Here is a 20,907-nt window from a genome sequence, read left to right as displayed (position 1 = left end):
CCTGCCCCAAGTTTCAGGAAGAATTCAGCGCCAAGATCCCCGCCCTGGCCCTGCTGGCCAACCTGGGTTTTACCTACCGAGCCCGAGCGATGCGCTGGCGCTACGCGGCAGCAAGGAGCGCGTGGTGCTGGCACCGGTGCTGCGCGCCGAATTGGCCAAGCGGCGCTTTTGCAGCAATGGCGTGGAACACGGCCTGAGCGAGGCGGCGCTTAACAAGCTGGTGGCCGAGATCAGCCATCCGCCGCTCAATGAGGGCTTGCAGGCGGCCAACCAGCGCCTGTCCGACCAGTTGCTGTACGGGGTGAGCGTGGCCGACTTTGTCGCCGGGGCCAAGGTCAACCCGACCATCGCGCTGATCGACTGGAACACGCCGAGCAATAACAGCTTCCACCTCACCGAGGAGTTGGGCGTGGGCTGCACCAGCGGCATTGGCCAGCGCATCCCGGATATCGTGCTGTACGTGAACGGCCTGCCGCTGGTGGTGATCGAGGCCAAGCGGCCGGACGCCAACAGTGGCAAGGATCTGATCAAGCAGGGCATCTCGCAGATGCTGCGCAACCAGCGCGCCGATGAAATCCCCCAGCTGTTCGCCTTTAGCCAGTTGCTGCTGGTGGTCGATGGCAGCGGCGGGCGCTACGGCACGGTGGGCACCACCGAGACGTTCTGGGCCGCCTGGCGCGAGGAAGAGATCGGCGAGGTGGAATTCGCCGAGCTGAAAAACCGCCCACTGGCAGCCGCCCAGGAGCAGGCGATTTTCGCCCAGCGCCCCGCCGCGAGCCTGGCCTGGTACCGCAGTTGGCTGGCCGGCGGGTTGCTGGCCAGCCAGCAGGATAAACTGCTGGCCAGCCTGTGCCGGCCGGAGCGTTTGCTGGAGCTGGTGCGCTTTTACACCTACAGCGACAACAAGCACGGCAAGATCGTCGCCCGTTACCAGCAAGTGTTTGGCATCCGCGCGCTGCTTGCGCGCATCCAGCAGCGCGATGTGCGCGGCGCACGCCAGGGCGGGGTGATCTGGCACACCACCGGCTCGGGCAAGTCGATCACCATGCTGCTGCTCGCCAAGGCGCTGATCTTCCACCCGCAGCTGCAGAATTGCCGGGTGCTGGTGATCACCGACCGCACCGACCTGGAGGCGCAGCTGAGCAAGACCTTCGCCAGCGCCGGGGTGTTGACCGAGCGCGACCAGCAGGAGGCCCTGAGCCAGTCTGGCCGGCATCTGGCCCAGCAGATCGGCAAGGGCACGGCGCGGGTGATGTTTAGCCTGATCCAGAAATTCAACTCGGCGGCCAAGCTGCCGGAATGTCGCAACGACAGCAGCGATTTCATCGTGTTGGTGGACGAAGGCCATCGCTCGCAAGGCGGCGAAAACCATGTGCAGATGCGCCTGGCCCTGCCCAACGCCGCCTTCGTGGCTTTTACCGGCACGCCACTGCTGCAGAACGAGAAAACCCAGAACAAGTTCGGCCCCATCGTGCACGCCTACACCATGCAGCGCGCCGTGGAAGACGGCACGGTGACGCCGCTGCTGTACGAAGAACGCCGCCTGGAGCTGGATGTGAACGACCGCGCCATCGACAGTTGGTTCGAGCGCCACACCCAGGGCCTGAGCGAAGCGCAGCAGGCCGACCTGAAAAAGAAATTCGCCAAGAAGGGCGAGCTGTACAAGGCCCTGGGCCGCTTGGAGCTGATCGCCCATGACATCAGCGAGCACTTCGGCAATATCCCCGATGGTCTGAAAGGCCAGGTGGCGTGTGACAGCCGGGTGTCGGCGATTCGCCTGAAGGGCTTTCTCGATGAGATCGGCAAGGTCAGTTCGGCGCTGGTGATGTCCGCCCCAGATAGCCGCGAGGGCAATAGCGACAGCGACGAGGACAGCAAGTCGGTGGTGCAGGCCTGGTGGGACAAACATGTCGGCAAAGAAGACGGCACCGTCTACAAGCAGCGCATGATCGACGCCTTTGCCGAGGACGACGGGCCGGACCTGCTGATCGTCATCGACCAGTTGCTGACCGGCTTCGACGAGCCGCGCAACGCGGTGCTGTATATCGACAAGAACCTCAAGCAGCACAACCTGATCCAGGCCATTGCGCGGGTCAATCGCCTGCACCCGAATAAGAAACACGGCCTGCTGATCGACTATCGCGGCATTCTCGGCGAGCTGGACATCACCATCGCCCAGTACCAGGACCTGGCCACGCGCACCCAGGGCGGTTACAGCATCGAAGACCTGGACGGCTTGTACAGTCCGATGAGCACCGAATACAAAAAACTGCCGGGCCTGCACCAGCAGCTGTGGGCGATCTTCGCCGAGGTGAAGAACACCCAGGATATCGAGCAGATGCTGGCGGTGCTGCTGCCGCGCCTGCAGGAGCTGGACGGCGAGCAGGTGGATACCCGGCAGAAGGCCCGCGATGACTTCTACGCGCTGCTCAGCGAGTTTGCCGGGTGCCTGGCGATTGCCTTGCAGTCCCAGGCGTTCTTTCAGGACAAAAGCGTCAGCGAGCAGACCCGTCGCCAGTACAAGGAGACGGTCAAGCAGCTGTCCAACCTGCGCCAGCGCCTCAAGCAGGCCACTGGCGACACCGTGGATTACGACGAGTACGCGGTGCAGGTGAAAAAGCTGATGGACAAGCACGTGCTGGGCATTGGCGTGCAGGAATCCAAGGGCGCTTATGTGGTGGGGGATATGGGCGCGCATAAACCCGAGGCCTGGAGCGAAGAAAAAACCCGCAACGAGAAGGACATCATCCAGACCCGCTTGACCAAGGAAATCGACCAACTGCTGGACGACCCTTATGCGCAGAAACGCTTCTCCGAGCTGCTGCGCCAGGTGATTGCCGAGGCCGATGCGCTGTTCGACAACCCGCTCAAGCAGTACCTGCTGTTCAAGTCATTCGACGAGCAACTGCAGCAGCGCCAGCTCGACGAGCTGCCCGATGCAGTGCGCAGCAACCCGCATGTGCAGGCGTATTTCGGCGCCTTCAAGCTGCTGCTGGATGAACAGCACGTAGCGCCAGACACGGTCGACACGCCGCAGTGGGTTCTGCTGGCCGAGCAGACCGACGCCATCGTTAGCCAGGCGGTGCGCGAGTTTTCCATCAACCCGCTGAACATCGAGGCTGCCGTACGCCAGCAGCTGCTGCCGCTGTACTTTATGGCGCTGAAAGCCCTGGGCCTGGGGATGGATCAGGTGCAGGCGCTGGTGGAGCAAGTGGTGCAGATCATCCGCGCCGGAACGCGCAAAGCCTGATGGCCAGCCTGCATTACGGCGGCGAGGCGATTGCCTATCGGGTCCAGCTGCTGCCACGCCCGGCGCGCAAGCTGACCATCAAGGTGCAGCCGGATGGCCAGGTACTGGTGCTGGCCCCGGTCGATGCCAGCGCCGAGCAGATCAGCGCCGGGGTGAACAAGCGCGCACGCTGGATCTGGGAGCAGCTGCAACCGATCCGCGAGCGCCTGCTGCATGTGCGCCCGCGCCAGTACATCAGCGGTGAAACGCATTTTTACCTGGGCAAGCGCTACCCGCTGAAGGTCAGCGAGAGCAGCAGCGCGCCGCAGCAGGTCAAGCTGCTGCGCGGCATGCTGTGCATCAGTGTGCGGCAGAACAGGCCGGAGAAGGTTCGCGAGCTGCTGTTCGCCTGGTACAAGACCCGCGCCCGCGAGCAGTTCAAGCAGCGCCTAGAGCGCCTTATGCCCCAAGCGCTCTGGCTGACGCAACAACCCACACTGCGCCTGCTGACCATGCAGACGCAGTGGGGCAGCTGCTCGCATTCCGGCACCCTGACGCTCAACCCACACCTGGTCAAAGCCCCGCCGGAGTGCATCGACTATGTGTTGCTGCACGAGCTTTGCCACCTGGCTGAACACAATCACTCGGAAGCCTTCTGGCGCTTGCTAGATCAGTTGATGCCGGACTGGCAGCCAATCAAGGCGCGTTTGGATGAGATGGTGGAGTTGTATTTGAATGATGTGCGCTGAGACGACTTTTTTGCATCTGCGCGACAGCCAACTGTAACCAGGCGACACCGTGACCAGCCAAGCCCAGCACGGCCGGTAAACGGCTTGGCGGTCAGCGAAACGCTATGCTAGCTTGGCGCCTCGCCAGGAAGGCCACGCAACGCCTGAGCGCAACCGAAGAATAAGAGGACACTCCATGGCCGAGGCCACGCCCGCGCTGGAAATACGCGACCTGCATAAACGCTACGGCGACCTTGAGGTGCTCAAGGGCATCTCCCTCACCGCTCGCGACGGCGATGTGATTTCCATCCTCGGCTCTTCCGGCTCCGGCAAGTCGACCTTTCTGCGCTGCATCAACCTGCTGGAAAACCCGCACAAGGGGCAGATCATCCTCTCGGGCGAAGAGCTAAAACTCAAAGCCGCGAAGAATGGCGACTTGGTCGCCGCCGACAGCCGCCAGATCAATCGCCTGCGCAGCGAGATCGGCTTTGTCTTCCAGAATTTCAATCTGTGGCCGCACATGAGCGTGCTCGATAACATTATCGAGGCACCACGCCGCGTATTGGGGCAGAGCAAAGCTGAGGCCATTGAGGTGGCCGAAGCGCTGCTGGCCAAGGTCGGTATCGCCGACAAGCGCCACGTTTACCCGAATCAGCTTTCCGGCGGCCAACAGCAGCGCGCGGCAATTGCCCGCACCCTGGCCATGCAGCCGAAAGTCATCCTGTTCGATGAGCCCACTTCGGCTCTCGACCCGGAGATGGTACAAGAAGTGCTTAATGTGATCCGCGCACTCGCCGAGGAAGGCCGCACCATGTTGCTGGTTACCCATGAAATGGGCTTTGCCCGTCAGGTGTCCAGCGAAGTGGTGTTTCTGCATCAGGGCCTGGTTGAAGAACAGGGCTCCCCAGAGCAGGTGTTCGACAACCCGAACTCGGCGCGCTGCAAACAATTCATGTCCAGTAATCACTGAAAACACGGAGCAACTACGCATGCAGAACTATAAGAAGATCTTGCTGGCCGCGGCCGCGGCCGCCACCCTGGCCTTCGGCACCAGCGCCGTCGCGGCGGACAAGCTGAAACTGGGTACCGAAGGCGCTTACCCGCCATTCAACCTGATTGACGCCAGCGGCCAGGTCGGCGGTTTTGACGTGGAAATCGGCCAAGCCCTGTGCGCCAAGATGAAGGCCGAGTGCGAAGTAGTCACCTCCGATTGGGACGGCATCATCCCAGCCCTGAACGCGAAGAAGTTCGACTTCCTGATCGCCTCCATGTCGATCACCGAAGAGCGCAAGGCTGCAGTGGATTTCAGCGAGCCTTACTACACCAACAAGCTGCAGTTCATCGCGCCCAAAGGCGGCGATTTCAAAACCGATAAAGCCAGCCTCAAAGGCAAAGTAATCGGCGCTCAGCGCGCCACCATCGCCGGCACCTGGCTGGAAGACAACCTCAATGGCGTGGTCGACATCAAACTGTACGACACCCAGGAAAACGCCTACCTTGACCTGGCCTCGGGCCGCCTCGATGGCGTGCTGGCTGATACCTTCGTCAACTGGGAATGGCTGAAGAGCGACGCCGGCAAGAGCTTCGAATTCAAGGGCGACCCGGTATTCGACAACGACAAGATCGGCATCGCCGTACGCAAAGGTGACGCGCTGCGCGAGAAGTTGAACGCCGCACTGGCCGAGATCGTGGCTGACGGCACCTACAAGAAGATCAACGACAAGTACTTCCCGTTCAGCATCTACTAAGCTGCCGGCACTGCGTCGCCCGCCCGGGCGGCGCAGGCTTCTGAGCCCCTATGAATTTCGACCTCTACGGATTCGGCCCGGCCCTGGCTGCTGGCACCCTGATGACCATCAAGCTGGCGCTCACCGCGCTGTGCCTGGGTCTGGTGCTCGGCTTGCTCGGCGCCCTCGCCAAGACTTCCCCGTACAAGCCGCTGCAATGGCTTGGCGGCACTTACTCGACCATCGTGCGCGGGATTCCCGAGCTGCTCTGGGTGCTGCTGATCTATTTCGGCACCGTACAGCTGATGCACAACCTGGCGGACCTGCTCGGCATCGAAAGCCTTGAGCTGAACGCCTTCGCCGCCGGCACCATTGCCCTCGGCATCTGCTTCGGCGCATATGCCACCGAGGTGTTTCGCGGCGCCATCCTGGCCATCCCCAAGGGCCACCGAGAAGCCGGCCAAGCCTTGGGCATGTCCAAACCACGGATATTCTGGCGGCTGATCCTGCCGCAGATGTGGCGCATCGCCCTGCCCGGTCTGGGCAACCTGTTTATGATTCTGATGAAGGACACCGCACTGGTCTCGGTGATCGGCCTGGAAGAAATCATGCGCCGCTCGCAAATCGCCGTGACCGCCAGCAAGGAGCCCTTCACCTTTTATATGGTGGCGGCCTTTATTTACCTGGGCCTGACCGTGCTGGCGATGATCGGCATGCACTTCCTTGAAAAACGCTCCAGCCGTGGCTTTGTCAGGAGCGCGTCATGAGAAAGATCTCTGAAATCGCGGCCTGGTCGGTTGCCGTTGCGCTGATTGCCTATGCGCTGTGGGGCGGCCTGACCGCCCTTAACTGGGACGTGATCATCAAATGGCTGCCGCGCCTGTCTGAAGGCCCCCTGCTGACCCTGGAGCTGGTAGCCATCGCGGTTCTCGCTGGGTTGATTCTCGCCCTGCCGATGGGCATCGCCCGCGCCTCACGACACTGGTATGTGCGCGCCCTGCCCTACGGCTACATCTTCTTCCGTGGCACACCACTGCTGGTGCAGCTGTTCCTGGTGTATTACGGCCTGGCGCAGTTCGATGCGGTGCGCGAAGGCCCGCTCTGGCCCTATCTGCGCTCCCCGTACTGGTGCGCAGTGCTGACCATGACCATGCACACCGCTGCCTATATCGCCGAAATTCTGCGTGGCGCCATTCAGGCCGTACCACCAGGCGAGATCGAAGCCGCTCGTGCGCTAGGCATGTCGCGGGCCAAGACTATGTTCTATATCGTCCTGCCACGCGCCGCGCGTATCGGCTTGCCGGCTTACAGCAATGAAGTGATCTTGATGCTCAAGGCCAGCGCCCTGGCCAGTACCGTGACCCTGCTGGAACTCACTGGTATGGCCCGCACCATCATCGCCCGCACCTATCTGCCGGTGGAGATCTTCTTCGCGGCCGGGATGTTCTATCTTCTGATCGCCTTCCTGCTGGTTCGCGGCTTCAAGCTGCTGGAACGCTGGCTGCGCGTCGACGCCTGCCAGGGCCGCTGATTGCCTGAGGGCTCGCACCCTCAGGCACCGCCATCATGCCAACCACCTTACCTGCCCAGATCCTGCAAGACGCTGCCTTGCTGCAGCGTTTTCAAGCACTCGACAGTTTTCTTATCGAGCATCAGGCGCTGTGGCGACCACGGCCCTTTGTGCATTACCCGGTATTGCCCTGGGAAGCCGAGCACCCACAGCTGGCCGCCTGGCTCAGAGCACAAAGCCTGGAGCATGCCGAAGCCGCGCATAACCAACCGTACCTGCTGCCAGCACCCGCGCCCTTCCCACAACTGGCCGCTCAGGCTGACGAGCTAAGCCTGATTGGCGAACTGCCACGGTTACCCGCGACAGCTCTGCCCCCACGTTTTAGCAGCGATGTGCCAGGCCGCAAGTGGCAGCAGATAGACGCTTTTGCCCGCAGCCTGAGCTTTAGCCAGAAACCGCAACACTGGCTGGACTGGTGCGCCGGCAAAGGCCACCTTGGCCGGATGCTCGCACACGGCGGCGGCAGCCTGACCTGCCTGGAGTACAACCCACAACTGGTCAGCAACGGCCAACAGCTCAGCCATAAACTCGGCATCGCAGCGCAACATATTGAACAGGATGTACTCGCCGCCGACGCCTCGCAGCAACTCCAGGCACAACACACCCCCGTGGCCCTGCATGCCTGCGGTGAGCTGCATATACGCCTGCTGCAACTCGCCAACCATGTCGGCTGCCAGCAACTGGCCGTGGCGCCCTGCTGCTACAACCGCATCAGCACAGCGACCTATCAGCCACTCTCGGTAAGCGCCCAGGCCTCGACACTGCAGCTGTCCATCGACGATCTTGGCCTCCCTCTGAGTGAAACCGTCACCGCTGGCGCGAGGGTGCGCCGCCAGCGCGACCAGTCCATGGCCAGACGCCTGGGCTTCGACTTGCTGCTGCGCCAGTTGCGCGGCATTAATGAATACCTGCCCACCCCATCTCTACCTGCGGCCTGGCTGAACAAGCCCTTTGCCGACTACTGCAAAGACCTCGCTGCACTCAAGCAGCTGCCCACACCTACCGCGCAAAATTGGCAGCAGCTTGAACAACAAGGCTGGCAACGTCTGGCCGAAGTCCGCAACCTGGAACTGCTGCGCAACCTGTTTCGCCGCCCACTGGAGCTCTGGCTATTACTCGACCGCGCACTTTTCCTGCAAGAGCAAGGCTACAGCACGCGCCTTGGCCGCTTCTGCAGCCACCAACAGAGCCCACGAAATCTGCTGCTACTGGCCGAACGCCCATGAAAGTTGCCCACAGAGTCTGTGGATAACTCTGTTGACAGAATCTGAGCAAACCGCGCAAAAGCCCGCCCCAGCTGCAGATCGCTGATCTGCGCATTTTTCAGCCTGTAAATATAGTTTGTAAAAACAGACACTTAGCTAATACCGCGAACCAGCGCACAAAGTCTGCGCACGCTCATACCAGATGCCCTGCTTATGTGCATAACGATTTGGCTGCTGATAACAATGCCTGCACAGAACTACGCTCAGACGGCTTTACTCAGCCAAATGAATGGATATAATGGCGACCCTCAAAGGCCGGTATAGCTCAGCTGGTAGAGCAACTGACTTGTAATCAGTAGGTCCCGGGTTCGATTCCTGGTGCCGGCACCATATAAATCAAAGGCTTGCAGCGATGCAGGCCTTTGTTTTTTGTGGCTTGCGTAATATTCGACGTAATAAAACGGCAGGACATGGCCCTACCGGTCTACGCCCCACTCCCTGGCCGACGCCTCAAAGCCGATCCACTTCCCTCGCTTATCCACCCCCCGATCTGCCACCAGGCGCGCGGCGATCGCTTCCACATCGACCTCCCCCTTCGCCATGGCGAGCAGCAGTTCGGTAGGCAGCGGCTGGAGGTGTTCGAGCAGGTTCATGCGGGTGCTCCTTCGTGGCTTGGTTGGGACCAGTAACGCTCTGGTGCCAACACGTAGCAAGCGCTTCAGAGCCCATCGAACAGGCCGCCCAGCTCGGCCGGCTTCCAGTTCATGATCACCAGCTCGCCGGTTGCGTCCGCCATGCACTGCCGCTGATTGGTCACGCTGTAACGGATATCCAAGCGCTCCATGTGGAAGCCGGCAAACGCCTCGCGGATATCAGGGTGATCGTTGATGCTGACCATCACCTTGCCCTTGCAGCGCCGCATGAAGTCGGCCATCGCCAGGTACTGATCAAAGGGGAAGTCCACGCCATAGCCCTCGGTCTGCCAGTACGGCGGGTCCATGTAGAGAAAGGTGTGGGCGCGGTCGTAGCGCTCGGCGCACTCCAGCCAGGGCAGGTTCTCGACATACACCCCAGACAGCCGCTGCCACGCCGCTGAGAGGTTCTCCTCGATGCGCATGATGTTGGGCGCCGGGCCGGTGGTAGCCGTGCCGAAGTTTTGCCCGGACACCTTGCCACCGAAGGCATGGTGCTGCAGGTAGAAGAAGCGCGCAGCGCGCTGGATATCGGTGAGGGTCTCCGGCCGAGCGATCTTCTGCCACTCGAACAACTGCCGGCTGGACAGCGCCCACTTGAACTGGCGCACGAACTCCTCGACGTGGTTCTGCACCACTCGATAGAGCGACACCAGGTCGCCGTTGATGTCGTTCAGCACCTCGACGGGCGCCGGCTGGGGGCGAAGGAAGAAGAGCGCGGCGCCTCCGGCGAAGACCTCGACGTAGCACTCGTGGGGCGGGAACAGCGGAATGAGGCGGTCGGCTAGGCGGCGCTTGCCGCCCATCCAGGGGATGATGGGTTGAGTCATGTGCAAACCTTTTTACTGTATGAATGAACAGTGCTAGGCTCTCGCCCGCTTCGTGCACGAGGCGGGAGCCTTGGCTGGGCTTGCAGGTACGGTCTGCGGGTTCGGCAGCCGGCCCAGGTGTTGTCGCACCTGGGCCGGCTGCTCTCTTCATTGCGTGAGCGAATCGTAGGAGGCCTCGCAGGCCTGCCCCCTCACTCGGTTGTCGTCGGCGGTTGCAGCATAGAGTCCAGCAGCCGCTCCAAGCCGGCCGAGCAACTCGGCACGCATTCTGGCTTCGGCTTCTGCTGCCGCGCTGAGCTGGTCAGTGATGGTATTGCCGCACTGGCGGGCTCGCTGCTCAGCCTCTGCGTATCGCTGCTGCAGGCGCTGCAGAGCATCGCCAGCCCGAGCAGCATCACCTTGTGCCTGCCCAAGTTTCCCTTGCGCATCTTTCTCTACCCCCTCGGCCGCCTGCTGGCGGCGCTTCGTTTCAGTGAGTGCAGCCATGGCTGCGCGCCGGTCTCGCTCTGCCACCTCGGTGCGATAGTTCGCTAACTCAGCCAGCACCTCGGTGGTCTCCAGCCCGGCGGCAACAACTCGGATCTGCTGAACGCCACCGACCAGAGCTAAGGCCAAAAGCAACCACCCCCACGCAGGGATCACTCTCAGCCAACTCATGACATCCCCCCGCCAGCAGCGACATAGACCGCCAGCAGATCATCGATCTTGTGCTCGTGCTGCCCGTATCCAGCACCGGGCAGGCTTGCCCAGCGCGAGCGACACTTGCGCGCTGCCTCGGCTGCCCGGCCGGCCTTGATGTCGTCCAGGGCTCGACACTCTCGGATCAGTTGCAGGGCAATCAGGTCCTGGCTCACCGGCGCAAAGTCCGGAAGCCTGAGCTGCTCTCTGTAGTGGTCGTAGTAGCGCGACAGGATCTGGTACCGGCCTGCCGCCGTGGACTTGATGCGTAGCTTAGGCAGATCGATTACTTGCCGCGGGTGGTCGGCATAGCCTCGGAACAGGCCGCCCCCCACAAGCACGTCATAACCGTGGTCCAGCGTCGGCTGGCGGCCGTTATCGGTACCCTCGCTCCAGGCGATCATGTCCAGAAAGGCGAGCACGTTCTTGCCGCCCGCTTGGGCAGCCGTGATTCGAGCCATGGGATTCTCCGGGCACAAAATAGCCCGCGCACAGGCGGGCTTGAGAAGTAGTTCACACGCCCCGATATTTACGGGGCAACGTCACATCACAACAGGGAACTCATCAATGGAAATTCTTCATAACGTAAACGAACTTCCGTATCAGATCGCTCGCTTCAAAACCGCATGGAAGTCCATCGGGGAACAACTCGATCATTTCGCAGAGCATTGGCCTGGGCTTTGTGAGAAAAACTTTGCTCAGGCTGCATCCATCCAAAAAGTGAAGGCGTCGATATGGCAGATGGACGGGAAAGTCCTCGACAAGCTGTTCAGCGTTCAAGCCACTCCCCTCGTGCTGGGTGACAATGAGTCCCCCAAGATCTACGCCGAGCTGGTTATCACCACTCCAAATACCAAGAACGGTGAGACGGTAGAGCTGGGCAGAATGCTGATAGACCGGGAGTCCGAGCTATTCAGCACGAGCGGCGAGAAGTTGCTGGCTAATCACGACGACTACGCAAGCTACAAGCTGTTCACCAGCATCATCAACGCCGTCCTACGCGCCGCGGCTGCCTAATCAATGGCCTTGATCGGGTTCACCTCGAAGGTGAACCCCTTCCACTGGCGCGACATATCCCCGCTGTAATCCTCGGCGAAGTCGCTCGGCTCCGGCTTGAAGCCGAACTGCACCACCAGAGCACGTGTCGCAGACCACTGCCAGACCCAGTAGAAGCCGTAATAGCGCCGCCCGGTGCGGCGGTGAGTGGCCAGCCGCCTGCGCCGGTGTCATCCTCTACCTCAGCCTTGCCCCAGTAGCGGTAGTCGCACTCGGTTACCGGGCAGCCGAACAGTGGCGAAAATCGCGGGTTGTTCGCCGGGTTGCGGATCGCCAGCCACCAGAACATCGAGAACCAGTGAAAGGCGCCCAGGCCGAACGGCGCGTTCAGGTGCCACCAGCCGCGCTTGTCGCCGGCGGCTCCGTCGCGATCATTGCTCCACAGCCAGGCCCAGGCGGGCAGCAGGATCAGTAGCCAATCGCCGGGCGCCTGGCTGAATGGCTGCGGCGGGCCTTGCACGCGGCGAAACGGCAGTGCGATCGGCACCACAAACAGGCCGGCAACAATTAACACCACGCGCAGCGGCAGCAGGCCAGCCCATTGCAGGGCCGCCCGGAATACATGGGTCAGCATCGGGTATTTCCTCGGGGTCAGAAACGAAAAAGCCCCGCACGGGGCGGGGCTCTTCAGGGGTTGCGGGTTTAGGTTATGCCGCCGGCGGCGGCTCCAGGGTGGCCAGCTCCCTGCGCAAAGCGGCGGCCTGTTCGTCCAGCTCGGTCAGCCTGGCGCGGTCTTCCTCGGTCGCGCTGCCGACCAGAATGGCGCGCAGCGGGCGGGCGCTGGCTGCGTCGATGGCGGCAAGCTCGGCTAGCAACTCGGCGCGTCGAACGCTCGCCACCGGCTTGAGCCGTTCGGCGCACAGCGCCTCGGCCTCGGCGGGCGTCTTCGGCTGCCACGATGACTGGATGATGTAATCTTGCGACCCGTCCGCCTCCAGGGCGTGAACCTGTCCCGTTTCAGGGCAATAGAAAAACTTGTGCATCGTACATTCCCCTTAACGAAACTCTAGATAGCTGCCCGGCGAGCCGGCCGACACATCGACTCGATACGAAGCCCCGTGCGGAACCGGAAAACACACGCTGCCCACCTGCGAATAAGACGCACCGCCCGTATTCGTTGTGAGAATGCCACTTCCGTTCACAAAACCGCTGATGACGTGATACGGCTGGCCGGAAGATGTCGCCAATATCCAAATGGTTCGGCCACTGGTATTCCAATAGGTCACGCCGCTAGAGCGGCCATTATTCTGGTAGGCGTAACCCGAGCCGAAGTTAGCCAAGTTGGCCGCCAATCCGCCGCGCCCCTGCGTGGTCGTCGGCGCCGACGCCCAGGTTCCCGCCGCCGCCTGCGTCACGTCGAAATAACCCACCACGCGGAACGGCACAGAGGCACGCGCAGCCGCCGAGTAGATCACCCCAGCACTGCCAGCGCCGGCGCTGATCGCCGTGGTACTAATCAGGGTTGATTCGTCCAGATTGACGCTGCCGGCTATGTTGACGACAGCCAGCTCGACCGTGCCGTCGTTATCAATCGCCAGCAGGGCAAGGCGAGCCGCGACACCGCTGGCCGTGCCCAAGGTCGCCCCGGAGGGGATCACCAGCGACAGCGGCGCCGAAATGGCCCGCGTGTTCACCGTGCCGCTATTGAGCGACGAAGAACGGAAATCGAGCGACGTGGCGCCCAGGGTCAAGGTCATGGCATTGGCGGCCGCCAAGGCACTGACCGGCTGAATTTGCTTTTGCGTGCCCGAAGCACCCACGGCGCCGACTGCAGCGCCGTCACAGTACAGGTGCAGCGGCGCCGCCGGCGTAACAGCCACCCCGCCGCCAAGCTGGGTTTTCACCGTCACGGTAAAGGCGCCGGTCGTGGCGTTGATGAACACCCAATCACGACCTGTTGCAGGGACGATCACATTGATGTTCGCAGTAATCGCTCCAGTAAGAGCAATAACGGCGTTCTGTGCCTCTACCTCGGTGAGAACCACATCGGCGCCACCCGCAACGCTCTTGGCTAGATAGGTACTCCCAAGCCGCCGAATAGCCTTCAATAACTGCTGATTGTTATTGCTGTCGAGTAAGGTGCCATCCACTTCAATAACTGCAGCCAACTCCTCCTGCAACGCATTGAACCACTCAGCCTGGAGCCGGGTGGCGAGAATGGCGTTAGCTGGATCGCCATTGCGGAAACCATGCTTGCCGGGCCCGAACAGGTCCTGTGCAGCGGTGGGTGTACTGATTCGACGCATCAGGCATCTCCATAAGCAAAGTGAAGGATGGTGTGGGCCGGGGCCTGCTTGCTGACCACGCACTCCACCGTGGTGTCGCCCCAGGTGGAGAGCGCCTCGTCGCAGTCCGACTCGGCTTCCATGTCGCGGCGCCGCTCGCCGCCGGGCAGGTTAAGTATCCAGACAGAGCTCCACGGGTCCGGGTCGAGGCCGGCATCGCAGGCGCTCTCGCAGGTCATCGGGCGGAACTCGGTGATGGTCGCGCCCGGGTAGCCCAGGCCCTCGGCCACGCCGATGTAGTAGCTGCGGCTCATGCCGCCTTGGGCCAGGAACTTGGCCACCACGGCTGCCCGGCGCTCCGCGAGGGCGCCGCCGGGCAGCGTGCATTCATCCGGCAGGCCGAGCACCGCCTCCCAGCGGGCCAGCAACTCATAGGTGCTGCGCGGGTCGCTCTCGTGCAACAGGTCATCCGCCCGGCCATGCACGCCCGCCAGACCTACTCCACCAGCCCCCAGCAGTTGCTCGTGGAAGGGATCTAGGTCTGCCTCCCAGGCAGGGCCAGGCGGCAGCAGGGCCTGCAGCTGCCGGCCATAGTCATCTGCGCTTATAGCCATGTGATCACCCCCATGACGGGGAAGTGGCCAACCGCGAGCACCAGATCAGCCCCCGGCACCGCCAGCACGTGGTTGGTTTCACCTGCGGCCAGGCTGATGGCCTCGGTCATGCGGCTGCGCAGCAGCGTGCCGCCCGGCTCGCCCTCGCGGCGCAGCAGATCGGCCAGCTGGCTCTGCACCTGCGCCCGCACTTCGGGGGTATCCGGCGTCAGATCGATGCTGAAGGCGATCAACTCAGCCACCGGCGCCAACACAAACACAGCGGTGGTTACCGGGCAGCGTGCTTCGATGTAGGCCTGCACGGCCGCGATCACTTGCGGGGTCGGGATCGGGTTGGCCAGGCGATCGCAGACAATGCGCACCACCACCGTGTTGGAGCCCTGCTCCTGCGGATAAACCCAAGCCCGCGTGACCGACGGGTGGGCGGCCAGCGCCCAGGACTCGTAGTCCACCCGACTGCCGCCCTGCGGCGGCTGGCTGAGGCGGCGCAGCACCTTGGCCCGCAGCCCCTCGATATCTTCCTGCTCGGCACCGCCGGCAACGCCGCCCACCGGCACGGCCGTCTGCGACTGCACACCGGCAATCGGTGAGATCAGCGTAAGCAGCTCGCCCTCGGCCAGGTTGCCGGCACTGCCGGTTTGCTCGCAGACGATCTCGACCAGCTTGGGACTAGCATCGATCACCACGCTGGCGACCGGCTTGTAGAGCAATCCGGCCTGGCTCTGCCAGCGCGCCGAGAGCGGGATGCTTGCCCCGACGCTACCGACCACCGGCACACTGCCGCTCGCCGCCTCGGCTGGCGCGTACCACTCGCCGAGCATGTTGCCCCAGCGCTCGACGCTTTCTTGATCGCCCAGGTCGGGCAGGTACTGCCGAGCCTGCCAGTCCAGATAGCCATAGAGCCCGTTGATGCCCTCACCCAGCACCCGGGCATAGACCTCGGCATCAGACCGCCTAAGCTCATCGGCCTCGCCGAGGCGGGTGAGCAGGTCGGTGCGCAGGCGGTTGATCAGCGCCGGCAGCGCCGGCCGGGAGAATTGCGACTCAGCCACGGATGGCACCCCAGATGTCAGCGAAGCGAATGTCCAGACGCGCCCCACTGGGCTCGTCCACCAGAATGCGCATGTCCAGCCGGTCGACGCCGTTGCGCGTGGCTTCCACCTGGATGCGCTCGGCCACCTTGTCCACCACCATCCACTCCAAGGCCTCCTTGGCCAGGTCGCGGGCCTTGGCTACCGTGCTGGCGGTCAGGGTCTCGCGGGCCAGCAGCCACAGCCGCGAGCCCCAGCGGTCACCCGTCACCGGTGAGTAGGTGTCCCCCCAAAAGCCCATGCGCGGGCTCTCCGGGGTTGGCAGCTCATCGCCTTCGCGGGCGCGGGCCCAGGTGAACAGGCTGCTGATCACTGCACGGCCCAGCCGGCTCTCGCGCTCGCCTGTCGCCACGCGACCGGCGCCATCGAGGATCAGCGGAAAATCGAAACTCATACGACCTCCAGCGTCTGACCACCGCCCGGCAGGTGGTGGCTATGGGCGTCATCGATGCGCTTGCCATTGGCCGTCACGGTGCCGGTGAAGGTGGTGTTGCCGATCACCTCCACGTCGGCCTGCAGGATGACCTTGGTAGTCATCACCTTGACCTCTGTGGCGGCTAGCACTTCCACCTTGCCGCCGTTGCGTAGCACCACCCGGGTGCCTTCATGGTTGAACAAGGCCACCTCGCCGGGCTGTAGATCGACGGGCCGGTAGCGGCGATCGGTCTGCACCAGGGCCACGCCGTGGGTTCGGTGCCCACCGAGAAAGGCGATCAGCCCTTCGGCACCCGGCAAGGCAACACCGGTGAGTCTGTAGGGTTCGAATAACTCCACACCTTCCTTGGCCTCGCCTTCCAGCAGCGCCACCTGCAGGCTCTGCAACTTGCCCTGCCGGGGCACCGCCGTGAGCACCGCGCGGGCCAGCAGGTTGCCCAGCCCGCGCGCCACACCTGCCAGCGCTTTATTCATCACTTGAACTCCACCAGGGTTTCACCTTCGCCCACCGAAAAGCCTTTGCTGCCGGTCTTGTTCTTGCCCTGCGCCTTGGGTACCTCGGGCAGCAGCTCGAAGGCCGCCACCGGCGCCACCGTCAGCGTGGCCGTGGTTCCCGTCTCGCCCTGCAGGTACTCCACCTCGGCAATGAGCATCTCCATGTCAAAGCCGATGATCGGGTCGCGCACCTGCACCCGCATGTTGGGCAGCCAGAGCTGGCCGTTACGCTGCCGCCAGCCCTGCACCACGTAGGTGGCCTGGTAGCTCTTGCCGGCACGGCAAGCGGCCTCCCAGCGCACCCGCTCGCGGTAGGCTGCCAGGTCGCCCTGGCCATCGGTGCGCAGGTCGAGGATGCGGCGGCGCCGGATGCCGGAGTCACCGACCGTGGCCAACTGGCCCGCCACAGAGGCCCCGAAGTCGTCGTCATTGCCGGCACGCTGGCCACGACAGCGGTACTCGGAATACCGCTCCTTGAAGTCCAGCCCGGCCGAGCACGAGAGCACATTCACCCCCACCTCCAGCGCCGTGTCCGCCTGCAACAGGCCTGCGCGGATCAGCAGCTGATTGCCGTCGGCATCGTCCGTGGCGAGCAGCGCCTTCTGCGTGAGCAGGCGATCGATGCTCTCGAATACCGACTCACCGGGATCTATCTGGTGCTCGAGCACCGTGCCGGTGGCAAGCGCCGCCTGCACCTTGATGCCGTAGGGCTCGGCCAGCGCCCGGGCGATGTGCTCGACGCTTACACCCCGCCACTGCCCGGGCGAATGCACAGCCGAGCAATCGACCAGGTCAGCCGTCTTGCTGCGGCCATTTACTCCCACCGTCACCTGCTGGCCGTCGTAGCTGATCGGCGTGGCGTCGATGTAGCCGGTGAGCACCTTGTCGTTGCCGAGCCAGACTTCGCAAAGGTCACCCGGCGCCACGCGCCGCGCCACACTGCTACCGGGCCAGCGGTCAGTCACCTCCAGCGAGAAGTCGCGCGCCTGCCGCTCGATGCCGGCCGTCACGCGCACCTCTTTCCAGCCCTCGTGGCCGGCGCCATTGACCCGCAGCTGCACTCGCTCTTTGGTCATGCCGAGAGCACCTTCAAAGGATCGGGTGGAACAAAGGACGGATGCGCAGGCCGTTACGGGCGACCAGCTCATCGCTGCGGCTGGCATCGCCATACAGGTCATACGCCAGCACGGCGGCCGGCAGCGTGGCGCGCGGCGTATAGGTGCGCAGCCGGGACGCGGTGGCCGACTCGGCCAACACATAGCGGCTGACGCCAGAGCGCAGATCAGCCAGCGCCTCGAAACTGGCCTGCGGCAGCCCAGGCCGCTCGACCTCACGATCGATCACGGCGGTGAGCTGCCCACGCCAGGCCTCCAGGTCATCGAACACCGGGGACTCAACCGCGACGATCTGCTGCGCCGCCTGGGCAATGCTCGCCGAGGTCACCAGATCGAGCAGTGCCTGGCTGTTGGCCACCGACTGCTGCCGACCCACGCCCGCAGCAGCGCTGGGTGTAACCGGCCTCGGCGTGGTGCTGTACAGCCGGGCTGCCTGCAGACCGGAAAGCCCGGTACCGCCCTGGAACATGCCCAGCAGAGCCGAAGCCAGACCACCCGCACTGCCCAGCAGATCACTCCACTGAGCCGTCGCCACGCGGCGGTAAATGGTTTGCGCCGAGCTGACGATGCGGCCGATATCGGTGATCGCCTCAGTGCTGACCCACTCGGGCAAGCCATCCACCTGGAACACATCGGTGAAGCGCGCCGTGGATACCTGCTGCAGGCGATCCGCGAGGGACAGCACTCGCAGCGATGGCACCTCCTGCGCGCTGGGGTACTGATTCTCGCCGGACTCGGTGAAGCTCAGGCTGATCTGGCAGAGCCCGCCATCCTCCATGGAGTGACGTACTCGGCACGCCGGGTTGGCGACTACCTGCAGGCGCCCGTAGAAGGGGTGCACCAGCTCGCCGGGGCCTTCTGCGCGCAACGCCTTGAGCAGCTCGTCGAGCCGCGCCAGGTAATCAGCCCCGACCAAGCGGGCCTCGATATCGATGGACTCGGTACTGCGCCCCATGTCCTCGACATAGCCCTGGTCGCGCTTGGGGTATTCGTGCAGCTGGTTGCGTCGGCCGATGCCGGACACATCGTCAGCCAGGTACTCAAACGCCACGCCCCGGAACGAGGCAGGCTGCAGTCTGTCGCGCCAGGTCATGGTTTCTCCAGGCAATAAAAAACCCCGCCTAGGCGGGGTTTCCAGTGAGCCGAGATCAGTAGAACTTGACCTCGGTTTCCTCTCCGGGTTTGGCGCAGTAAGCCTTACCCAATTCGACGAACTCCTTATCCCGAATGACCTTGGCCATATCGACCACCTTGATCAACGCCGGACTCACACCCTGGCCGGCTGCCTCTATGCACAGGTACTCAGCAAATCCATCGCGGCGGCTACCGTCATCCATGACGGCGACATAAAGGTTGGTATCGGTCATCCAGGTGGCGTCCTTCACCTTTGGCTCCTTACCGCTGAGCAGATAGGCCTGAAAGCATCCTGCTCAGCCGAAGGCGCCGCTACCGCGGCGCCGGCCAAAAACATCAGTCCACCAAAAAATGCCATGCGCATGAGAGTCCCCTTCTCCATTGAAAACGGGGACTCTACCCCGCAGCGCTAAGGCATCGCCAGAGAGCGATACCCAACATCGGCCTCCATAGTGACCCCGGGCTGACTGGTCGGCATGGGTTTCACCAGGGTGCCTGGCGGCGTGTTCTCGAACTTCACCACCATCTGACCGCTCAGGTTCTGCTTATTGGCACCCGCTAGCGCACCCTTCGGGGCCACCGTGGCCGGCGCTGCTTCGCCCTGCCCGCCTTCGAGCCCAAGTCCCTCGATCATCCAGTCAGGCATCATCTCGGTTACCCTCTTCACTTGGTCGCCGATGATCTTGCCCAGGTCGATACCGAACAGATACTTCACCAGCCCATCAAAGGCTTCCATGATCAGAGTGACCGGGTTGAACTCCTGCCACAGACGGAACATGCCCTGCAGGAAGCCCTCGTCAAAGGCCGCCAGCACCGCATCGAACTTGTCGGTGAAGTACTTCACGATGCCATCCCAATTGGCATAGATCAGCGCCGCACCGGCGGCGATGGCCGCGATACCCCAGCCAACCGGGCCCATGGCCACCGCCAGCGAAAGGAAACCGGAACCCAAACTAACCAGTGAGGCCAGCACGTTGATGCTGAACACTGCTGCGACAGCGATCGCCACACCCTTGAGCCCGCCCAGGGCATCGACCACCGATCCAACGCCTCCGGCAAATGCCTTGACGTCTGCCCAGACAGCCTTCCAATCGACAGCCATGACCCAGCTTTTCAGCTCGCGGAATGCGCTCACCAACTCATCCGATACGGTCTGGGCAAATGCCTTGAGCGAGCCGTCTGCTTCCATCGCAGCCAGGCTATCGAGCACACCTTTCAGCTCGCCCTTGAGTTCGTCGAAGATGCCGGCGTCACCGATCATCTTGAACACACGGGTGAAGGTGTCCTGCAGGTTCGACCACATGCCATCCCAGGTGCTGGACAACTTGTCCATCGCACCACCATAGCGACCGTTCCAGATGCCTTCGATGGTGGCCTGGATCTGCTCCCGCGAATTCTTCTTCGCGGTGGCCACCATAGCTTTGCCGTTCTCCTGCCAGCGATAGACGATCTTGTCGCCCGCCGTCTCCGCCGTGATCCCGAACTCCTTGAGGCGCTCGTTCTCGCCGGTCATGGCATCGGCCAGCGCCTCAACGGCCTGCTCAAGCGGCTTACCCATGGCTGCGGCTGCATCACCGGCAGACTTCAGCGCGCCGGCCTGCGGGTCGATACCGTAGGCCTTGAGCTTGACGAATGCATCGGTGACACCGGCCAGCTCATAGGGCGTCTTGGCCGCAAAGCCCGCCACCCAGTCCATGGACAGCTTGGCCTTTGCCGAACTGCCCTCCAGGGTCTCCAACACCGTCTGGAATTTCTCGAACTCGGCAGAGGTGCCGATGACCTTGGAGCCCACGGCGCCGATGCTGCCAAGCCCCGCCGCGCCGAAGATCGCCCCCAACGGCGCGATCACACCGGTAAGCGCACTCTGCAGGCCGGCGCTGGCGTTGCCGATATCGGACATCGCCCGCTTGAACGGCCGAAGCTGGCGTTCCAGCTTTTTCAATGGCGCCGTCACCCGGTCGATAACCGAGAGCACCGCCGTGTAGGACGCCTTAGCCACTGGCCGCCTCCTTTTCTTCGCTGATGATTCGCAGGGCCTGCCGCTCCCACAGCTGTCGCTGGGAGTGCGGCAAACGCAGAGTCA

Annotated in this window: 23 protein-coding genes, 1 tRNA gene and 1 pseudogene; 9 read left to right on the top strand and 16 right to left on the bottom strand. The window is 63.1% G+C overall.

Features of this window, described 5'->3' with window-relative positions:
- Positions 1 to 124 precede the first annotated feature (124 nt).
- The 8 genes from BLW24_RS06840 (at position 125) to BLW24_RS06805 (ending at position 8,849) form a co-directional block, all read left to right on the top strand.
- Positions 125 to 3,250 (top strand): type I restriction endonuclease subunit R, encoded by a 3,126-nt coding sequence (locus tag BLW24_RS06840; protein ID WP_244161094.1) that lies wholly within the window; start codon positions 125 to 127, stop codon positions 3,248 to 3,250.
- Positions 3,250 to 3,978, top strand: coding sequence for a M48 family metallopeptidase (locus BLW24_RS06835; RefSeq protein WP_090378368.1), 729 nt, complete (start codon positions 3,250 to 3,252; stop codon positions 3,976 to 3,978). The genes BLW24_RS06840 and BLW24_RS06835 overlap by 1 nt, the downstream gene beginning before the upstream one ends.
- 175 nt (positions 3,979 to 4,153) lie before the next feature.
- On the top strand, positions 4,154 to 4,927 hold the full coding sequence (locus tag BLW24_RS06830) for an ABC transporter ATP-binding protein (RefSeq protein ID WP_090378366.1): 774 nt from the start codon (positions 4,154 to 4,156) through the stop codon (positions 4,925 to 4,927).
- A gap of 19 nt (positions 4,928 to 4,946) precedes the next feature.
- Positions 4,947 to 5,705, top strand: a complete 759-nt coding sequence (locus BLW24_RS06825; RefSeq protein WP_090378363.1) for an ABC transporter substrate-binding protein — start codon at positions 4,947 to 4,949, stop codon at positions 5,703 to 5,705.
- A gap of 50 nt (positions 5,706 to 5,755) precedes the next feature.
- A complete protein-coding gene (locus BLW24_RS06820) occupies positions 5,756 to 6,451 on the top strand; it encodes an ABC transporter permease (protein WP_090378358.1) in 696 nt (231 codons plus the stop codon).
- The gene (locus BLW24_RS06815; protein WP_090378354.1) at positions 6,448 to 7,215 is read left to right on the top strand and encodes an ABC transporter permease; all 768 of its coding nucleotides are present in this window, start codon (positions 6,448 to 6,450) and stop codon (positions 7,213 to 7,215) included. The genes BLW24_RS06820 and BLW24_RS06815 overlap by 4 nt, the downstream gene beginning before the upstream one ends.
- A gap of 35 nt (positions 7,216 to 7,250) precedes the next feature.
- Positions 7,251 to 8,480, top strand: coding sequence for a methyltransferase (locus BLW24_RS06810; protein WP_090378352.1), 1,230 nt, complete (start codon positions 7,251 to 7,253; stop codon positions 8,478 to 8,480).
- A gap of 293 nt (positions 8,481 to 8,773) precedes the next feature.
- Positions 8,774 to 8,849 (top strand) — tRNA-Thr (locus tag BLW24_RS06805).
- 86 nt (positions 8,850 to 8,935) lie between these two features.
- On the opposite strand, the gene BLW24_RS25880 is transcribed toward BLW24_RS06805, so the two are convergent.
- From BLW24_RS25880 to BLW24_RS06790, 4 genes are all read right to left on the bottom strand, one after another.
- A complete protein-coding gene (locus tag BLW24_RS25880; protein ID WP_167360335.1) occupies positions 8,936 to 9,112 on the bottom strand; it encodes a hypothetical protein in 177 nt (58 codons plus the stop codon).
- A 65-nt stretch (positions 9,113 to 9,177) separates the two neighbouring features.
- Positions 9,178 to 9,981 (bottom strand): DNA adenine methylase, encoded by an 804-nt coding sequence (locus tag BLW24_RS06800; protein ID WP_090378348.1) that lies wholly within the window; start codon positions 9,979 to 9,981, stop codon positions 9,178 to 9,180.
- A gap of 147 nt (positions 9,982 to 10,128) precedes the next feature.
- Complete coding sequence (locus BLW24_RS06795) at positions 10,129 to 10,638, bottom strand: DUF2514 family protein (RefSeq protein ID WP_090378345.1); 510 nt, start codon at positions 10,636 to 10,638, stop codon at positions 10,129 to 10,131.
- On the bottom strand, positions 10,635 to 11,120 hold the full coding sequence (locus BLW24_RS06790; RefSeq protein WP_090378342.1) for a glycoside hydrolase family 24 protein: 486 nt from the start codon (positions 11,118 to 11,120) through the stop codon (positions 10,635 to 10,637). Before BLW24_RS06790 ends, BLW24_RS06795 begins: the two co-directional genes overlap by 4 nt.
- A gap of 106 nt (positions 11,121 to 11,226) precedes the next feature.
- Between BLW24_RS06790 and BLW24_RS06785 the strand changes: the two genes are divergently transcribed.
- The gene (locus tag BLW24_RS06785; RefSeq protein ID WP_090378339.1) at positions 11,227 to 11,676 is read left to right on the top strand and encodes a hypothetical protein; all 450 of its coding nucleotides are present in this window, start codon (positions 11,227 to 11,229) and stop codon (positions 11,674 to 11,676) included.
- Here BLW24_RS06785 and BLW24_RS27385 read toward each other — a convergent pair.
- From BLW24_RS27385 to BLW24_RS06730, 12 genes and pseudogenes are all read right to left on the bottom strand, one after another.
- A complete protein-coding gene (locus tag BLW24_RS27385; protein WP_477742884.1) occupies positions 11,673 to 11,795 on the bottom strand; it encodes a hypothetical protein in 123 nt (40 codons plus the stop codon). The two genes, BLW24_RS06785 and BLW24_RS27385, sit on opposite strands and share 4 nt — an antisense overlap.
- Before the next feature lie 74 nt (positions 11,796 to 11,869).
- Positions 11,870 to 12,289: pseudogene (locus tag BLW24_RS06780) on the bottom strand (DUF7338 family protein); the annotation flags it as partial.
- Between the two features lie 73 nt (positions 12,290 to 12,362).
- Entirely contained in the window at positions 12,363 to 12,698 is a 336-nt protein-coding gene (locus BLW24_RS06775; protein WP_090378333.1) for a hypothetical protein, read from the bottom strand.
- Positions 12,699 to 12,710: 12 nt separating this feature from the next.
- A complete protein-coding gene (locus tag BLW24_RS06770) occupies positions 12,711 to 13,961 on the bottom strand; it encodes a hypothetical protein (protein WP_090378330.1) in 1,251 nt (416 codons plus the stop codon).
- The gene (locus BLW24_RS06765; protein ID WP_090378327.1) at positions 13,961 to 14,554 is read right to left on the bottom strand and encodes a YmfQ family protein; all 594 of its coding nucleotides are present in this window, start codon (positions 14,552 to 14,554) and stop codon (positions 13,961 to 13,963) included. Before BLW24_RS06765 ends, BLW24_RS06770 begins: the two co-directional genes overlap by 1 nt.
- Positions 14,545 to 15,606, bottom strand: a complete 1,062-nt coding sequence (locus BLW24_RS06760; protein WP_090378325.1) for a baseplate J/gp47 family protein — start codon at positions 15,604 to 15,606, stop codon at positions 14,545 to 14,547. The genes BLW24_RS06765 and BLW24_RS06760 overlap by 10 nt, the downstream gene beginning before the upstream one ends.
- Positions 15,599 to 16,039, bottom strand: a complete 441-nt coding sequence (locus BLW24_RS06755; RefSeq protein WP_090378322.1) for a phage GP46 family protein — start codon at positions 16,037 to 16,039, stop codon at positions 15,599 to 15,601. The genes BLW24_RS06760 and BLW24_RS06755 overlap by 8 nt, the downstream gene beginning before the upstream one ends.
- Positions 16,036 to 16,554: a phage baseplate assembly protein V gene (locus tag BLW24_RS06750; protein ID WP_090378319.1), complete on the bottom strand. Its 519-nt coding sequence runs from the start codon at positions 16,552 to 16,554 to the stop codon at positions 16,036 to 16,038. Before BLW24_RS06750 ends, BLW24_RS06755 begins: the two co-directional genes overlap by 4 nt.
- Entirely contained in the window at positions 16,554 to 17,651 is a 1,098-nt protein-coding gene (locus BLW24_RS06745) for a phage baseplate assembly protein (RefSeq protein WP_090378316.1), read from the bottom strand. Before BLW24_RS06745 ends, BLW24_RS06750 begins: the two co-directional genes overlap by 1 nt.
- Before the next feature lie 13 nt (positions 17,652 to 17,664).
- Positions 17,665 to 18,783: a DNA circularization protein gene (locus tag BLW24_RS06740; protein ID WP_090378313.1), complete on the bottom strand. Its 1,119-nt coding sequence runs from the start codon at positions 18,781 to 18,783 to the stop codon at positions 17,665 to 17,667.
- A gap of 55 nt (positions 18,784 to 18,838) precedes the next feature.
- Positions 18,839 to 19,075: a hypothetical protein gene (locus BLW24_RS06735; RefSeq protein ID WP_090378309.1), complete on the bottom strand. Its 237-nt coding sequence runs from the start codon at positions 19,073 to 19,075 to the stop codon at positions 18,839 to 18,841.
- 158 nt (positions 19,076 to 19,233) lie between these two features.
- A complete protein-coding gene (locus tag BLW24_RS06730) occupies positions 19,234 to 20,823 on the bottom strand; it encodes a tape measure protein (protein ID WP_090378306.1) in 1,590 nt (529 codons plus the stop codon).
- Between the last annotated feature and the right edge of the window lie 84 nt (positions 20,824 to 20,907).

Origin of the sequence: Pseudomonas anguilliseptica (assembly GCF_900105355.1) — a bacterium.
In the GTDB taxonomy this organism is placed as follows: domain Bacteria; phylum Pseudomonadota; class Gammaproteobacteria; order Pseudomonadales; family Pseudomonadaceae; genus Aquipseudomonas; species Aquipseudomonas anguilliseptica.
The sequence above is the reverse complement of the archived record's forward strand: the minus strand, read 5'-3'. Positions and strand labels throughout refer to the sequence as shown.

What these genes read in the sequence shown, in the direction of transcription:
- BLW24_RS06835 (WP_090378368.1), top strand. Translation starts at nt 3,250, where the DNA reads ATGGCCAGCCTGCATTACGGCGGCGAGGCGATTGCCTATCGGGTCCAG.
- BLW24_RS06830 (WP_090378366.1), top strand. Translation starts at nt 4,154, where the DNA reads ATGGCCGAGGCCACGCCCGCGCTGGAAATACGCGACCTGCATAAACGC.
- BLW24_RS06825 (WP_090378363.1), top strand. Translation starts at nt 4,947, where the DNA reads ATGCAGAACTATAAGAAGATCTTGCTGGCCGCGGCCGCGGCCGCCACC.
- BLW24_RS06820 (WP_090378358.1), top strand. Translation starts at nt 5,756, where the DNA reads ATGAATTTCGACCTCTACGGATTCGGCCCGGCCCTGGCTGCTGGCACC.
- BLW24_RS06815 (WP_090378354.1), top strand. Translation starts at nt 6,448, where the DNA reads ATGAGAAAGATCTCTGAAATCGCGGCCTGGTCGGTTGCCGTTGCGCTG.
- BLW24_RS06810 (WP_090378352.1), top strand. Translation starts at nt 7,251, where the DNA reads ATGCCAACCACCTTACCTGCCCAGATCCTGCAAGACGCTGCCTTGCTG.
- BLW24_RS25880 (WP_167360335.1), bottom strand. Translation starts at nt 9,112, where the DNA reads ATGAACCTGCTCGAACACCTCCAGCCGCTGCCTACCGAACTGCTGCTC.
- BLW24_RS06800 (WP_090378348.1), bottom strand. Translation starts at nt 9,981, where the DNA reads ATGACTCAACCCATCATCCCCTGGATGGGCGGCAAGCGCCGCCTAGCC.
- BLW24_RS06795 (WP_090378345.1), bottom strand. Translation starts at nt 10,638, where the DNA reads ATGAGTTGGCTGAGAGTGATCCCTGCGTGGGGGTGGTTGCTTTTGGCC.
- BLW24_RS06790 (WP_090378342.1), bottom strand. Translation starts at nt 11,120, where the DNA reads ATGGCTCGAATCACGGCTGCCCAAGCGGGCGGCAAGAACGTGCTCGCC.
- BLW24_RS06785 (WP_090378339.1), top strand. Translation starts at nt 11,227, where the DNA reads ATGGAAATTCTTCATAACGTAAACGAACTTCCGTATCAGATCGCTCGC.
- BLW24_RS06775 (WP_090378333.1), bottom strand. Translation starts at nt 12,698, where the DNA reads ATGCACAAGTTTTTCTATTGCCCTGAAACGGGACAGGTTCACGCCCTG.
- BLW24_RS06770 (WP_090378330.1), bottom strand. Translation starts at nt 13,961, where the DNA reads ATGCGTCGAATCAGTACACCCACCGCTGCACAGGACCTGTTCGGGCCC.
- BLW24_RS06765 (WP_090378327.1), bottom strand. Translation starts at nt 14,554, where the DNA reads ATGGCTATAAGCGCAGATGACTATGGCCGGCAGCTGCAGGCCCTGCTG.
- BLW24_RS06755 (WP_090378322.1), bottom strand. Translation starts at nt 16,039, where the DNA reads ATGAGTTTCGATTTTCCGCTGATCCTCGATGGCGCCGGTCGCGTGGCG.
- BLW24_RS06750 (WP_090378319.1), bottom strand. Translation starts at nt 16,554, where the DNA reads ATGAATAAAGCGCTGGCAGGTGTGGCGCGCGGGCTGGGCAACCTGCTG.
- BLW24_RS06745 (WP_090378316.1), bottom strand. Translation starts at nt 17,651, where the DNA reads ATGACCAAAGAGCGAGTGCAGCTGCGGGTCAATGGCGCCGGCCACGAG.
- BLW24_RS06740 (WP_090378313.1), bottom strand. Translation starts at nt 18,783, where the DNA reads ATGACCTGGCGCGACAGACTGCAGCCTGCCTCGTTCCGGGGCGTGGCG.